The sequence below is a fragment of the Streptomyces sp. NPDC002209 genome (assembly GCF_042890265.1).
In the GTDB taxonomy this organism is placed as follows: domain Bacteria; phylum Actinomycetota; class Actinomycetes; order Streptomycetales; family Streptomycetaceae; genus Streptomyces.
This window is the reverse complement of sequence record NZ_JBIARX010000006.1, coordinates 315,605-330,044: the sequence shown is the minus strand read 5'-3', so window position 1 is coordinate 330,044 and position 14,440 is coordinate 315,605. Positions and strand designations below refer to the sequence as shown.

Below are 14,440 nucleotides of genomic sequence, written 5' to 3'. Positions count from 1 at the left end.
AAGGTCCGGTACTTGACACACCATCAACCGCTCAGTTCATACAGATGTCATGACGTTCTAAGGTCGTGTTCGTGGTTAGTCAAGGAGCTGGAGCGCTGCTGAAGCAACTGGTGTCCGAGGGGGTTTCGCCGTGGCTGAGCACACAGGATCCCGGGGAGTTCGACGCCGGAGCCCGGTACCCGACCCTGGGCGCCCACTTCCACAACGCCCTCGCGCCGGCGGGCAGCAGCCTGGCCCAGCTCCGGCGGGCCTGCGATGTCCTGCTGCCCGTGTACGAGATCAGCAAGGGCGCGGTGGGCCAGGTCTCCGTGCCCGTCTCCCCGCGCCGCGCCCATGACGCGAAGGCGATGGGCGCGGCCGCCCGTGCGGTGCACCGGGCGGTGGACCGCCCCAACGCGCTCGTCCGCGTCCCCATGACCCCGGCGGGTCCCCAGGTGCTGTCCGACTGCCTCGCCGACGGGATCGGGGTGCACGCCTCGATGGTCTTCTCGGACGTGCGCTACGCCGAGGTGCTCGACGGCTACCTCGACGGGCTGGAGCGGTCCCTCTCCTGCGGCCGGCCGCTGGGCGCCGCCCCGATGGTGGCCTCCTTCCCGGTGGGCCTGCTCGACGTGGCGGTCGACGCCCGGCTTGACGAGCTCCGGGTCGGCTCCCGGCACGAGGTGCGCGGCGCCGCGGGACTGGCCGTGGCCCGCACGATGTACCGGCTGCGCGAGGAACGGCTGTCCGGGGACTGGTGGCGGGTGCTCCGGGCCAACGGCGCCCCGCAGCCGCGGCTGCTGTGGGGCACCGGCGCCGACGGCGGCGTGGGCGCCCTGGTGGGCTGGAACACCGCGCTCGCCCTGTCCGTGGACACCCTGGAGGCCGCCGCCCGCAAGCCGGAGCTGACCGGTGACACCCTCCTCAACGCCGACGGGGAGGCGGCCTGCGCCCTCCGGGCCCTGGAACGGCTCGGCGTGCCCGCCCGTCAGGTCGCCGCCGTGCTGGAGACGGAGGAGCTCGCCCGCCTCCAGCACGGCTGGGGGGTCAGGACGGGATCCGGTCTCGCCGCCTCTCCGGGAAGCGGGTATTCGTCAGCGCCAGCAGCGGAGCCGACTTGACGGCCGTCTCCTCGTACTCGGCGGCCGGATCCGACAGGGCCACCACCGCCCCGCCGACCCCGTAGCGGACGCGGTCGGCGGTGACCGTGGCGGTACGGATCACGATGCTCAGGTCCGCGGCGCCGGTCAGCGAGAAGTAGCCGATGGCCCCCGAGTACACCCCGCGCGGACCCGCCTCCAGCCGGTCGATGATCTGCATCGTGCGGATCTTGGGAGCCCCCGTCATGGACCCGCCCGGGAAGGCGGCCCGTACGCAGTCCACGGCCGACAGCTCCGGCCGCAGGCGCGCCCGTACGGTGCTGACCAGCTGGTGGACGGTGGCGTACGTCTCGACCCGGAACAGCTCCTCGGCCTCGACCGAGCCCGGTACGGCGCAGCGGCCGAGGTCGTTGCGGACCAGGTCGACGATCATGAGGTTCTCGGAGCGGTCCTTCTCGTCGGTCAGCAGGTCCGCGATCAGCTCCGCCTCCTCCTGCGGGGTGCCGCCGCGCGGCCGGGTCCCCTTGATGGGCGAGGACTCGACGACCCCGTCGCGGGAGACCCGCAGGAACCGCTCGGGCGAGGTGCTGAGCACGGACAGCTCGCCGAACTGGAGCAGCGCGGCGAACGGCGCGGGGCTGGAGCGGCGCAGGGTGCGGTACGCGGCCCAGGGGTCGAGCCGGGCCTCGGCCTCGGCCATGTTGGTGAGGCAGACCTCGTACGTCTCGCCGGCGGCGATCTCCTCCAGGCAGGAGTCGATGAGGTCCAGATAGGCCCCGCGGTCGTGGCGCAGCCGGATCTCCCCGCTCGGGGCGGTCGGCCGGGGGGCCGGCAGGCTCAGGCCCGCGAGCTGGGCCAGCCGCTCCGCCGTGCCGATCAGCCAGGCGTCGGCCGCGGCGGCGGACTCCTCGGCGGTCCCCTCCACCAGGGCCAGCAGGTGGGTGGTGTTCCCGACGTGGTCGAAGACCAGGGCGCGGTCGGCGAAGACCATGGTGGCGTCGGCCACCGGCGAGCGGTGCACGAGGTCGCCGCCGCATTCGGCCTTGAGCTCGTATCCGAGGTAGCCGACCCAGCCGAGCGCGAAGTCGAAGGGCAGCTCGGGGAGTTCGGTGTGCAGGGAGCGCAGGTCGCGGTCGACCCACTCCAGGAAGGGGGCGGCGACCAGCTCGCTCGCACCGCCCGCCGACTCGACGGTGACGCACCCGCTCCACACGTCGGCCGTGGCGACCCGGGCGAGCGGTCCGGTGGCGTCGCCCATGACCGAGAACCGGCCGCGGTCGCCGCCGGGCAGGCTGCTGTCCAGCCAGTAGGCGTGGTCGTTGCCGCGGAAGAGCTGGTCGTAGACGGTCTCGGGGCACCAGCGGGTGGGCAGCTCGCGCGTGACGAGCCGGAGCCGGCGGACCGGGACCTCGGAGGCGGGCGCGGGAGCGGTGGCGGTGGCGGGCGCGGTGGCGGCGGCAGGGCGGCGGGCCCGCGTCGCCTGGTGCTCGCGGTTCGCGCGATGCGTCTGGTTCGTCTGGTTCGTCTGGTGCGCGCGGGTCAGATCGGCGAAGTTTGCAAGCAGCTCGATCCCGTACTGACTGCAAATCGATTCGGGATGGAACTGCACTCCCCACATCGGCCGCGTCCGGTGCCGCAGGCCCATCAGGATGCCGTCCGGCGTCCACGCGGTGGCCTCGAGCTCGGCCGGCAGGTCCGTCACGGCGAGCGAGTGGTACCTGACCACCTCCATCGGGGAGGGCAGCCCGGCGAACAGGCCCGTGCCATCGTGCAGGACGGGCGAGGTGCGCCCGTGCCGGGGCTCCGGCGCACGGGCGACCGTGGCACCGTGCGCGTGCCCGATCCCCTGGTGGCCGAGGCACACGCCCAGCAACGGCACCGGCGAGCGCTCGACGATCTCGGCGCAGACGCCGAAGTCGGCCGCCCTGCGCGGGGTGCCGGGGCCGGGCGAGACCACGACGTTGTCGAACGCGCCGAGTTCCGTGATCTTCCAGTGCGGGTCGTCATTTCGAACGACTTCCGGCTCCCGACCATTGACCTCGGTCAGATAGTGGAAGAGGTTATAGGTAAACGAGTCGTAGTTGTCCACGAGCAACGTGCGCATGATGAAATATCCCCCCCGTCTGAATCAGGCCGAGATTGGCTTGATTTCGAGCAGCATGTGCTCGACCATGTCCTCTCCGTACTCCCCCTCGCGGACCCGGTAGCTCGCCACGGTGACCAACTCGCGCCCGCTGCTGTCGGCCATCTCGTGCAGTGCCGCCAGGTCGCCGCGGTCGCTGAAGTGCAGCAGGACGCGGCCGCCCGGGGTGGTCCAGTGCACGGACTGCTCCAGATACCGGCGGTGGGCCTGGTATCCGGTGTCCACGTATGCCCGTTCGTGCACCGACTTGTACTCGTAATCCTCGGGCCCCATCACGTAGTTGGAGCTCCAGAAGACGACGTCGAACCGCTCGCTCTCGCGCAGTCCGGAGAACAGGTCGCTGTGCAGCGCCTGCAGACGGTCCGCCACCCCGTGCCGCTCCGCGTTGACGGAGGCGTTCTCGACGGCGGAGGGGCTGATGTCGGCCGCCACGACCCGGTCGTATCCGGCCAGCGCGGCGGTCACGGCGATCACGCCGGTGCCGCACCCTATCTCCAGGAACGAACCCGAACGCGGGCCAGACCCGGGCTTGTTGAGGCCGAGCAGCTCGAGGGCCACACCCGTCGAAGGGGAGTAGACGGGGGCGAAGACCTCGTCGAACAGGTCCCATTCCCGGTCGCCGAGCGTGAACACCCGCGGCCGGTCCTGCCGGGTCAACGACAGCCGACTGCGCAGCAGCGACCGCTCGTAGCTCTGGAGCTGTGACAGCTGTGACACCTGAGACATGCGAACTCCCCCCAAGGAAACATCAGGCTGTTGGTGGTGCCGATGGTGGTGCCGATGGTGGTGTCGGCACCGGAACGCTCGGTGAGCAGCCTGCCCTTGAGTCAGCCTCGACCAGAAGGTGTTCACGTGACAGCATCAGTCATGGACCGTGGTGATCCGATCACCCTCCGCGTCGCTGACCTGGATCGCTTCTCGAGTGTTTCTTGACCGGTTCTTGCCCCAAGAGATACTTTCAGGCAGGCCAGGGATTGCTTGCACTCGGTTGGTGCAATCGTGAACGGCTTTTATGGGGGTCGGGGGAGAAGTCGTGGTTGACCACGCTTATGAAATGCTGGAACTGCTGAACAGAGAGGCGCCTGCGGCTGCCTTCGATGACGTGGTCCGCAAAGCCCGTCAATCCGGCCTGTCCGGGGACGCCCTCGCCCAGCTGACCAGGGCCAGGGACCAGAGTCTCGGCATCCGGGCCCTCTTCGTACGGCGCCAGCAGCGCGAGGCCGGCCTCGCCGCCCTCGTGGACACCGCGCGCGACCTGACCCTGCCCTACGACCTCGACGAGCTGCTGAAGGTGATCACCCGCCGGGCCCGGCTGCTGCTCGGGCTCGACATGGCCTGGGTCAGCTTCGACGACCTCGACGCGCAGTGCTCCAGGGTGCGTTCGGCCGACGGCCACGCCTCCGCGCTCACCATCGGCTTCGCCATCCCGCTGACCGGCGGGGGCGTCGGCAAACGCGCCGCGGACGGATCGGCCCCGTTCTGGTCGGCCGACTACATGAGTGACAAAACCTTCCAGCACAGCCCGGTCATCGACGAGGTGGTCCAGGCCGAGGGCCTGCACGCCGTCATGGCCGTCCCGCTGCGGCACGCCGGCACCACCCTGGGCGCCCTGTACGTGGCGGACCGGCACATTCGGCACTTCACCCCGGACGAGGTGTCGCTGATGAGTTCGCTCGCCGACCTCGCCACCGTTGCGATCGAAAAGGCGCGACTGCTGGAGCAGACCCGGTACGAGGTCGTGGAGCTGGAGCAGGACACCTCCCGTGCCCGGGACTCCTCGACCACCGCCCGCCAGCTCCGCGAGACGCACGGCCGCCTGCTCGACCTGGTGCTCCAGGGCGGCGGCCTCGGCAACCTGGCCGCCGAGGCGGTCAAGGACTTAGAGGGCACGCTGCTCGTACGGGACGCGGCCGGCCGCAACCTCGCCTGCCCGGGCGGCGAGCCCCCCGAGCTGGACGAGTCCGAGATCCGCACCGTCCTGCTGGACGCGCACACCGACCGGCAGCCGCGCAGCACGGGTGACGGGGTGTGGGTCGCCTCGGTCGCCGCGGGCGACGAGATGCTGGGCACGCTCATCCTGGCCTGCGACCAGCCGGCCACCGACCGCCAGATCCAGCTCCTCGCGCTCACCGCGCAGGTCACCGCCGTGGTGCTGCTGATGGAGCAGGGCATGGCCGCCGCCGAGGGCCACATGCGGGACGAGTTCTTCCACGACCTGCTGCGGGGCACCTCGCTGTCCCCGGTGCAGATCGCGGAGCAGAGCCGGCGCCTCGCGCTCGACCTCGACGAACCCCACGTCATCGTGATCGCCCGGCCCGAGGGCGGAGTCCAGGGCCGTGTGCTCGCCTGGGCCGCCTCGTACGCCAACCGCCACCACGGCCTCAAGAGCGTGGACGGCGACGTCGTGGTGCTGCTGCTGCCCGGCACCCAGGCCGGGGCCATCGCCCGTACGGCCTCCAAGGAGCTCTCCGAGGTGCTCGGCAAGCCCGTCACGGCGGGCTCCGCCGGTCCCGTCGACGATCCGGCCGGGATCGTCCACATGTACCAGGAGGCCCGCCGGGTCCTGGACGCGGTCGCGGCGCTCACCGGCCCCGGAAGCACGGCGTCCCCCGGGGAGCTGGGGTTCCTCGGCGTCCTGCTCTCCGAGAAGCCGAACATCGCCGGATTCATCAACGACACCATCGGTCCCGTCCTCGACTACGACGACCAGCAGTACACCGAGCTGATCCGCACCATGGAGGCGTACTTCGCCTCGGCCAACAGCCCCTCCAGGGCGGCCGAGTCCCTGCACGTCCACCCGAACACGGTCTCGCGCAGGCTGGAGCGGATCACCGAGATCCTGGGCGAGGACTGGCAGAAGCCGACCCAGGCCCTCCAGGTGCAGCTGGCCCTCCAGCTCCAGCGGACCCGGCAGGCGCTGAACAAGGGCCCCCGCGGCGACCAGCCCCGGCAGACCATCGGCTGAGGGCCGGCTGCCCGGGCCCGGGGCCGGAGCTCGGGGCCGGAGCTCGGGGCCGGAGCTCGGGGCCGGAGCTCGGGGCCGGGGCCCGGAGGCCTACCGGTCGCCGGCGCCCTGGGTGAGCACCCGCACCGCGTGCGCGGCGGAGGCCAGGGTGGTGTGCCGGTGCCAGCCGCCGAAGGAGCGGCCGCCGAAGTCGGTGAGCCCCACCTTCCGCGAGACGTTCGCGAAGTCCGCCTCGACGTGCTGCGCCCGCTTCGCGAGCCGCAGCAGCCCGCCGGGGGGCGCCTGCGTCATGTCGGTGACCCAGCACTGCTCGGGCCAGCCGCGCGGATCGCTCCACTCGCCGAACAGCAGGAGCGGCCGGGGCGCCTGCGGCAGCTCCACCCGTACCCCGACCACCAGCGTGGTGCGCTGCTGGAGGGTCAGCGGGTCCAGCCAGGTCACCGGGCGGCGCAGCGTGCCCGCCATCAACAGCAGCTGGTGCGCGGCGAGTTCCCGGTTACCGCTGCTCGGCAGGACCGGATCCACGCAGCGGACCCGCATCGAGCCGCGGGCCGAGGCGACGAAGTGCGTCCCGGCCGGGCCGAACCGGCGGGCGACCGCGGCGGGATCGACGTCGGGCAGGTCGAACACCACCGGGCGGCGGATCTGCCCGACCCAGTCGCGCAGCTCCTCGACGGCTCCGGCGGCGCATTCGAGCGGGCTGGTGGCCAGTTCCGACTCGTGGACGTTGGGGGAGAGGGGGCCGACGCTGTCGCGCCACTTCTGGGTGAGCGCGAGCCGCCAGTTCACCGGGCAGCCGTGCTCCTCGCCGACGGACCAGACCCCGAACGCCACCTGGCTGTTGACCATCTGGCCCCGTTCGGGCACGAAGCGGCGGGCCACCCCGACCGACTCCGTGCCGGCCTTGGAGATCACCACCGGCTGCACGACCCAGGCACGGGGGCGCAACGCGCGCTCCAGATACCGGGCGAGGGCGGCCCGTACAGGACCCCAGTCCCAGGTGGACGAGACCACGAAGTGGTGCAGGCTCTGCTCGGCCGCCCGGTCGCCGACGTGCGCCGCGATATTGCGTATCGACTTGCGCCCCTCGGCCTTCAGGAGACCGCGCAGGTACACCTCCCCCTTGCGCCGCTGGTCACTGCGCGGCAGCGAGGCGAACAGCTCGGCGCAGAGTTCCGCCACGACCAGGTCCGGTACGAACCGGCTGCTCATGGTCTCCAGGCGTTCGAGACTCGGTGCGCTCATGACGGATCCATCCCTTCCCCCGACGTTCTCTCCAGCCCCTCAACCCTGCGGTCGTGGAAGGCGGGAGAACCAGGTGGACCCGTCACACACATTCGGCCCGGCATGCACTGCGGGTCATCAGCCCCGAACGGACCAGGCCGGTCCGAATGATCATTTGATGGAGTGCGCCACAGGGCCTTGGCCAGGGCAGCAACCGTTCGCAGACTCCTGGAGCACCGCTGGAGCCGGGGTGGACCACCCACCCCACCCGCACCACGCCCCGGGCATACGCCGCCCGAGGTGCCCCGCCCACCATCCCGGCGCCCCGGCGTGGTGACCCACCCACCACCCCACGGCCCGGCGGGCGGAACGGCGCGCGGCGGGCCCCGTTAGGGTTGGCCCGCATGGGGACCTGGATCGCGCCGAGCGCCATCGAGAGAGAGCTGTACGAGGCCAAGAGCGCCGGCGAGTGGGGCCGGTACCTCGACGCACTCGCCCGCGCCGAGCTGTTCCTCCCCCAGCCCCGCACCCAGGTCGACGCCGAGCCCACCCAGGCCCGCTTCCACCCGGTCGGCCACAGCCTGCCCGTCTACACCCGCGGGATGCTGCCCGTCCCGACGGCCGAGACCGTCTTCGTGCGCCAGAGCCTGGCCTGGTTCGCCAACGCCTGGGACCACCGCGACCCCCCGTACCTCGCCGTGAACCCGGGCAGCCCCGCCGAGGCCTACCTCACCACCGGCCCGGCCGACCTCGCCCGCTGGCGCGCCCACTGGGACGCCGCGACCACCTGGGGCCTGGCCCCTGGCACCCTGCACGCCCTGCACACCGGCGGGCCCCTGCACGGGCCCGTCGCCCGCGGGCTAGCCGTGGGCGCCCATCTGGCCGTGACCAACGGGGAGTTCTGGAACGCACTGGCCTACCACGGCAGCGGCTACACCCGCGAGCGCGAGCGCCTGCGCAAGCTGTGGGGCATCACCACCCGCGAGGAGTGGCTCGACGTCCTGCACCGCATGCTGAACGCCGAGATCGTCAGCCCCGTCTGGGAGTTCGTCCTGCGCATCCGCCGGATCCTCGCCTCGGACTTCGCCGGGCCCGTCGACGTCGAGCACTGGCGGTACGCCGCCGAGGCCAGCCTGCGCCGCAGCGCCGAACGGGCCGCCGAACCGCAGCTCACCCCCGACGGCGTGACGGTCGCGCAGCCGCGGCCCACCGCCGAGGTCGAGGGCGAGGTCGCCGGCGTACAGCGCCTGATCGGCCGCATCGCCCGGTACGAGCAGCGCTTCCGGGCCGACGGACTGCTCCCCGAGGGGGGTTACGTACGCTCCGTCGAGGGCTGGGACATCGGCCGGGCCTCCCAGATGGCCCGCTGGGGCCTCGGCACCCGCTACGGCACGCTGGAGGAGGCGGAGCGCGCCGTGCTCCGCGCCGGCGAGGCGGCGGGCGACACGTACCGCTCCTGGGCGGAGTTCTCCGCCGGCTACCTGCTCGGCCGGTGCCTGCACTTCGACGAGGAGGAGTTCGGGGAGTGGTACACGAGCTCCCTGGCCACGCACCTGACCCTGACCACGGAACCGTCCAGCCCCTGGCTCAACATCCCCTGGAACTAGGCCGCTTCCTCACTTCGGCGGCGTGGGCGATACGTCGGCGGAGGGCTCGCCCTCAGCCATGTCCATGAGTTCCGCGAAGGGTTTCTGCTGCATCGAGCTGCGCAGGTGTGCAAGACCGTAGCGGTCAATGGCTTTCTTGTTCCGATTGGGATCGTTGATGTCGAAACCCACCCTGTCGCCCGGCGGCTCCACAACCGCATAGATGTAGGGGTAGGGATTTTTGTGCACATACCACAGAGTGATGCGTTGACGCCCTCGAGTCGCATTGAGGATCTCATTGCTGTTCGAGATGCCGGTCTGGTACCTGAAGTAGGTTTCGCCCTTTTCCGCCTTCAACTGCGGACCTTGAGGATCCTTATCCAGGCCCTTCCCCTTGAGGACATTCAGATTCTTCCCTGAACGCTCATAGTCGCCAACTATTGTCATCCTGTCCTTTCTGATGGCATATATCTCACCCTGGACGGTGAGTTTCCCGTGCACGAACTTGCCAGGATACGGGATCTCAACGACCTCGTCCGAAGAGAACTCCTCTCCGGGATTCAACTCCCGGCCGGGCGGCTTGATGAACTCACCATCCCGGATCAATGTGAACGTCTCTTCCTTCTTCATGTCAGGGTACCCGTGGATCCAGTAGATGGAGCCCAGGACGTAGAGGGGCACCTGACCGGAGTTCTTCACGTACAAATGGACCGGTAGGTACATGCTCTTTCGGTTCTCGTTCAGACTCGGCTTCCCGAAGGAAGCTGCACTGTTCACGATGGGAGATGTCGCATAGGGCACATATATCTGCGTATACGTCACATTGGGGATGGCGAGGAGAGCAGAGACAACCGCCCCGATCGCGATCCGCTTGGGATTGACAATCGTCTTCCACACCCGATCGCGGACGAGTACGCACACCGCCCCCACTGACAGCATGGTGAAAATTACCCAAAACGGCACGTAATTCGTGTACCTCCTACCGTCGATCACCTGCATAAGGAGCATGAACAAACCGACGGCAATCGACACCGAAGCGCCGAGCAGGACGACCATCCCGGAATAAGAAACTTTTCGGTTGTGCCAGTAGTCGAAAGCGGCCAGTGCGGCACCGATTTCCAGCACTGACGCAAGAAGGAAGATGATTCCCGTGACGCGTCCCGAGTAGGTGAGCGCACCAAAGGTGTCCTTCAATCCGATCACGAAGAGCATGCACGCCGTCACCAATAGGCCGACGACCATCAGAGTTCCGACGATGCGTCGGTACCACGGGCGATCCGGCCAGACTGTGCAGTTCCCACCGATCCAATGGGGCTCGATCCCGGATGCGATCCCAGCACCGCGTATGAGCTTTCCGAGCGCCTCCATCGAGCGGACCTGGCCCGCGGGACGGTCGTTGATGGTGACGTGCCGCCAGCCAAGGCCATCCGGTGGACCCACGGCAACCACGGGTGTGTTCGCCATGACACCAGTCTGCTGCCGTATGCCTGTGATCGCTCCTGGAGTGCGCCCTGAACCGATCGGAGTAACGTCATGAGCATGGCCTGTCTTCACAGGAGGTCTCCATGCGTACACGAGTTTCCGGGCTCATTGCTGCCGCCATACTGGCCGTTCTCGGCGTGATGGGCCCTGCCGCGCAAGCTGCTGCACCCGCTGCCACCGGTGCCGAATGCGTAGCAGGCACAGGGAGTGTGGAGTACAACTCGGCAACCGGCCAGTGGACCTGCATCGGCGGCACGCACAACGGCGAACCCATCGACTGACTTGGCGAGCCTGCCCGCGACTTCGCACAGTCGCAGCGCTTTCCTGTACGGCCGCTGGCCCTGCCAACTAGCCTCGCCCGCATGACGATTGAGTTGAACGAGACCGTGCGCGGCTTACTGGACTCACCCCACCCCGCGGTGCTCTCCACCCTCAACCCCGACGGCAGTCCCCAGAGTTCGGTGGTCTGGGTGACCCGGGACGGTGGGGATCTGCTGGTCTCCACCGAGCAGGGGCGCCGCAAGGAGCGGAACATCGCGCGTGACGGGCGCGTCGGGCTGACCGTGTTCGACACCGCCAACCCCTTCCTCTACGTCGAGATCCGCGGCACGGCCACCCTCGCCGAGGACGCGGGCCGAGAGGTCGCCATCCGCATCTCGGAGCAGTACCTGGGGCCGGGCGCCGGCAAGGAGTACGCCGAGGCCCCGTCCGAGAACGTCCGCGTCGTCGTGCGCATCACCCCGACCAAGGTGCTCGGCAACGCCGCGAAGGCAGGCTAGGGCAGCAGCGGGCGGACCTCCGACCAGGCGTCGACGGCCTCCGCGAGGGGGTCGCCGACCGGGAGGTGGGGGCGGGCGAGTTCGAGCCAGGGCAGCAGGAGCTTGATGCGCCGCAGGTGCCGGATGCGGGGTCGCGGCAGGTCGCGCCAGGTGCGGGCCTCCGCGGCCGCCTCCGCCGGGGCCAGGTCGATCACCGCCAGCGCGTCCCGGCACAGGGCCGCCGGGTCGGCGCCGCGGCCGGGGCCGAACTGCCGGATCAGGTAGCCCCGTACGGCGGCCACCTCGACCGCGCGGTCCAGCTCGTGCGACCCCGCCCACTGCGCCTTGCGGTGGGTCGCGGCCAGCGCGACCCGGCCCCAGCGCAGCCGGGTCTCCTCGGGCAGCCAGTCCCCCTGCATCCGGCCCACGGCCAGGGTCCGCAGCGTCAGCGGATGCGGTTCGTCCTGCAGCGGCGGATCGGTGGCCAGCCAGGCCTCGATGTCCTCGAGCGCATGCCCGCCGGGCGGGACCGCGGTCAGCACCTGCCCCCGGGTGAGCAGCGCGACCAGGGCGCCCGTGAGGTGGACCTTGGCCACGTGCCCGGCGTCGAAGAAGGCCACGCAGCGCCCGTGCCGCTCGATCCGCCGCAGGCCGAGCCGCAGTTCCCCGACGGCGTAGACCTGTCCGGCGCGCGCGACCCCGCCGAGGCAGCGGACCACGCACACGCCGCCCGTGACGTCGGCCTCCTCGACGGAGTACACCTGCAACTCGGCGATGGCCACCCCGGCCCCCCTTCCCCGGGCGGGAGGCTACCCCTCACCGGCCCCGCCCGCCGCCCGTCTGCCGCCGCCGGCAGGAACGGTTCCCCAGGAGATCGCCCCGCGGGGACAGACCGTGTGATGAGATGGCCGACGATCATCCGATCGCCACTTTCCCGGGGGGAAATCTCATGCGCGCATCCCGCGCCGCGGCCTTGGCCGCCATCGTCCTGGCCGGCAGCACCCTGCTGCCCATCGGTACCGCCGCTGCGGCGGGCGGCCCGCAGGTGGGTGTCGAGAGCACCTACTTCTCCGTGTCCAACTACCGCCTCGTCGACACCCGCGTCGGCAACGGAGCCCCGTCCGGCAAGGTCGGCCCGGACAGCGTCACCAAGATCGACATAGCGAATGCGTTCCGTCTGGGCAGCGGCGCCGTCCCGACCGCCGTCGTCATGAACGTGACCGTCGTCGACCCGACCGTCGACAGCTTCGTCACCGCCTACCCGGACGGCCGGGCCATGCCCGTCGTCTCCAGCCTCAACGTCACCGCGGGCCGGACCATCACCACCAACCGCGTGACCGTGCAGGTCGGCGCCAACGGCGTGGTCGACCTCTACAACCACGTCGGCAACGCCCACCTGGTCGTCGACCTCCAGGGCTTCTACACCGCCAAGGGCGCCAACGGCGGCTACGCGGGCTCCACGTTCACGATCGGCTCGCCCAAGCGGCTCCTCGACACCCGCACCGCCATCGGCGACCGCCAGGGCCGCGTGGGCGCGGGCGAGCAGAACGCGCTCGCCGCGGACGTCTCCTCGGTCACGGACCCGTCCCAGCCCGACACCGAGCTCGCCCTCCAGGTCACGGCCACCGCGCCGACCGAGGCCAGCCACGTCACCGTCTACCCGGCCGGCCAGCGGGTCTGGAACACCTCCGACCTCAACTTCGGGCGCGGCCAGACCGTCACCAACATCTCGTACATGGACGTGGGCCGCAGCGGCCTCGGCCTGTACAACAACGCCGGCGAGGTCGACCTGGTCGTCGACTACATCGGCCGGTTCAAGCACAACCGGGACGGCAGCGACGTCGGCACCAGCGGCCTTTTCGTCCCCGCCAACCCGACCCGCGTCCTGGACACCCGCATCGGCCAGGGCGCCCCGGCCGGCAAGGCCGGACCGGGCTCCGCCACCCGCGTCAAGGTGACCGGGCTGAACGGCGTCCCCGCGAACGTCGCGGCCGTGGTCGTCAACCTGACCTCGACCAACGCCACCGAGGACGGCCACATCACGGCCCACGCCGCCGGCACCCCCGTGCCGAACACGTCCAACCTGAACTACCGGGCCCGCACGGACATCGCCTCCATGACGGTCGTCCCGGTCAGCGCGGACGGCTACATCGAGCTGTACAACCCGCACGGCCGCACCGACCTGGTCGTCGACGTGCAGGGCTACTACACCTCCTGAGCCTCCAGGACCAGGCGGATCTCCGTGACCTCGTAGCCGGCGCGGTCGAACGCCGCGGCCATGGGCACGTTGACCGTGTCCGTGGTCGCGGTGATGCGCTCGGCGCCCGCGGCCGCGTGGAAGCGGGTGATCTCCGCGAGGACCTCGTCGATCAGGCCCCGGCCGCGCTGCTCCGGTACGACGCCCAGGTAGCCGACGTTGCGGTGGTACGGGGTCGCGGAGGGGATGGCCATGCCCGCGAGGGTGCCGTCCGGGAGCTCGGCCAGGCGCCACCAGGAGCGCTCGCCGGGGCAGTCGAGGTAGAACTCGACGTCCTCGCGGGCCAGCTGCTCGGCGTCCATCGAGCGCAGTTCGTTCTGCGTGTGCAGATCCAGGCTGTCGGCGGACAGCCGGGCGAAGGCCTCGAGGAACTCCTCGTCGGTGCCCTCGCGGAAGACCAGGCGCCCGGTGGGTTCGGCGGTCCCGGCGGCTGGGGTCCACTCGTAGCGCAGCCGCTCGATCTCCCGGGTCAGACCCGCCTTGTACGCGGCCTCCTGGCGCCAGGCGACGGCCTCGACCAGGTCGGGGCGGGTCCGCCAGTCGCCGGGCAGCGAGACGTTGTAGAGCGGCAGGTTCCCGAAGGCCTCGTGACCGGCGGCCAGCAGGGCAGCGGCGACGCCCGCCGGGTCGGCCACGGATTGCCGTACCTGGAGGCAGTCGAGCGCGAGGGGCCGCTCGCTGTCGGCGCGGCCCCACCACAGCGCGCGGGCCAGGACCTCGCCGTTCTCGTCCTCCGCGCACCAGATCCACTCGGGACGGAACCGGTTCTCGGCGAGCTCCTCGCGGATCTTGTCGGCGGAGAGGGCCTCGACGGGCCCGTCGGCCGGGTAGGCGACGGCGCGGTCGATGTCGGTGGGGTCTGTGGTGGCGGCACGGAATCTCATGCGGCTGATCATCGCCGAGGGTCCGGCGCCCGACCAGGGCTTTTCCACGCCGAAGCCCCCCT

General features: G+C 70.6%; 12 protein-coding genes. 6 read left to right on the top strand and 6 right to left on the bottom strand.

The annotated features are described in order from the left end of the window. The first annotated feature begins 110 nt into the window (after positions 1–110). Positions 111–1,100 (top strand): transaldolase family protein, encoded by a 990-nt coding sequence (locus tag ACFYXK_RS15380; protein WP_389411561.1) that lies wholly within the window; start codon positions 111–113, stop codon positions 1,098–1,100. On the opposite strand, the gene pabB is transcribed toward ACFYXK_RS15380, so the two are convergent. Both pabB and ACFYXK_RS15370 read right to left on the bottom strand, forming a co-directional pair. Continuing rightward, a complete protein-coding gene (pabB, locus tag ACFYXK_RS15375) occupies positions 1,027–3,183 on the bottom strand; it encodes an aminodeoxychorismate synthase component I (protein ID WP_389411560.1) in 2,157 nt (718 codons plus the stop codon). The two genes, ACFYXK_RS15380 and pabB, sit on opposite strands and share 74 nt — an antisense overlap. A 24-nt stretch (positions 3,184–3,207) precedes the next feature. Then, complete coding sequence (locus tag ACFYXK_RS15370; RefSeq protein ID WP_389411559.1) at positions 3,208–3,948, bottom strand: methyltransferase domain-containing protein; 741 nt, start codon at positions 3,946–3,948, stop codon at positions 3,208–3,210. A gap of 328 nt (positions 3,949–4,276) precedes the next feature. On the opposite strand from ACFYXK_RS15370, the gene ACFYXK_RS15365 reads away from it, so the two are divergent. Beyond that, positions 4,277–6,187 (top strand): helix-turn-helix domain-containing protein, encoded by a 1,911-nt coding sequence (locus ACFYXK_RS15365; RefSeq protein WP_389411558.1) that lies wholly within the window; start codon positions 4,277–4,279, stop codon positions 6,185–6,187. Between the two features lie 90 nt (positions 6,188–6,277). On the opposite strand, the gene ACFYXK_RS15360 is transcribed toward ACFYXK_RS15365, so the two are convergent. Continuing rightward, entirely contained in the window at positions 6,278–7,432 is a 1,155-nt protein-coding gene (locus tag ACFYXK_RS15360) for an IS701 family transposase (RefSeq protein ID WP_389411557.1), read from the bottom strand. A gap of 383 nt (positions 7,433–7,815) precedes the next feature. Between ACFYXK_RS15360 and ACFYXK_RS15355 the strand changes: the two genes are divergently transcribed. Then, complete coding sequence (locus ACFYXK_RS15355) at positions 7,816–9,018, top strand: DUF1266 domain-containing protein (protein ID WP_389411556.1); 1,203 nt, start codon at positions 7,816–7,818, stop codon at positions 9,016–9,018. Between the two features lie 9 nt (positions 9,019–9,027). Here ACFYXK_RS15355 and ACFYXK_RS15350 read toward each other — a convergent pair whose 3' ends face one another. Next, complete coding sequence (locus tag ACFYXK_RS15350) at positions 9,028–10,461, bottom strand: hypothetical protein (RefSeq protein ID WP_389411555.1); 1,434 nt, start codon at positions 10,459–10,461, stop codon at positions 9,028–9,030. 101 nt (positions 10,462–10,562) lie between these two features. Here ACFYXK_RS15350 and ACFYXK_RS15345 point away from each other — a divergent pair, with 101 nt between their 5' ends. Next, on the top strand, positions 10,563–10,760 hold the full coding sequence (locus tag ACFYXK_RS15345) for a hypothetical protein (RefSeq protein ID WP_389411554.1): 198 nt from the start codon (positions 10,563–10,565) through the stop codon (positions 10,758–10,760). An 81-nt stretch (positions 10,761–10,841) separates the two neighbouring features. Beyond that, complete coding sequence (locus tag ACFYXK_RS15340) at positions 10,842–11,258, top strand: PPOX class F420-dependent oxidoreductase (protein WP_389411553.1); 417 nt, start codon at positions 10,842–10,844, stop codon at positions 11,256–11,258. Here the strand turns inward: ACFYXK_RS15340 and ACFYXK_RS15335 are convergent. Then, complete coding sequence (locus tag ACFYXK_RS15335; RefSeq protein ID WP_389411552.1) at positions 11,255–12,019, bottom strand: hypothetical protein; 765 nt, start codon at positions 12,017–12,019, stop codon at positions 11,255–11,257. The two genes, ACFYXK_RS15340 and ACFYXK_RS15335, sit on opposite strands and share 4 nt — an antisense overlap. A gap of 167 nt (positions 12,020–12,186) precedes the next feature. Here ACFYXK_RS15335 and ACFYXK_RS15330 point away from each other — a divergent pair, with 167 nt between their 5' ends. Continuing rightward, a complete protein-coding gene (locus tag ACFYXK_RS15330) occupies positions 12,187–13,455 on the top strand; it encodes a hypothetical protein (RefSeq protein WP_389411551.1) in 1,269 nt (422 codons plus the stop codon). Here the strand turns inward: ACFYXK_RS15330 and ACFYXK_RS15325 are convergent. Then, positions 13,443–14,378 (bottom strand): GNAT family N-acetyltransferase, encoded by a 936-nt coding sequence (locus ACFYXK_RS15325; protein WP_389411550.1) that lies wholly within the window; start codon positions 14,376–14,378, stop codon positions 13,443–13,445. The two genes, ACFYXK_RS15330 and ACFYXK_RS15325, sit on opposite strands and share 13 nt — an antisense overlap. Positions 14,379–14,440: the final 62 nt, after the last annotated feature.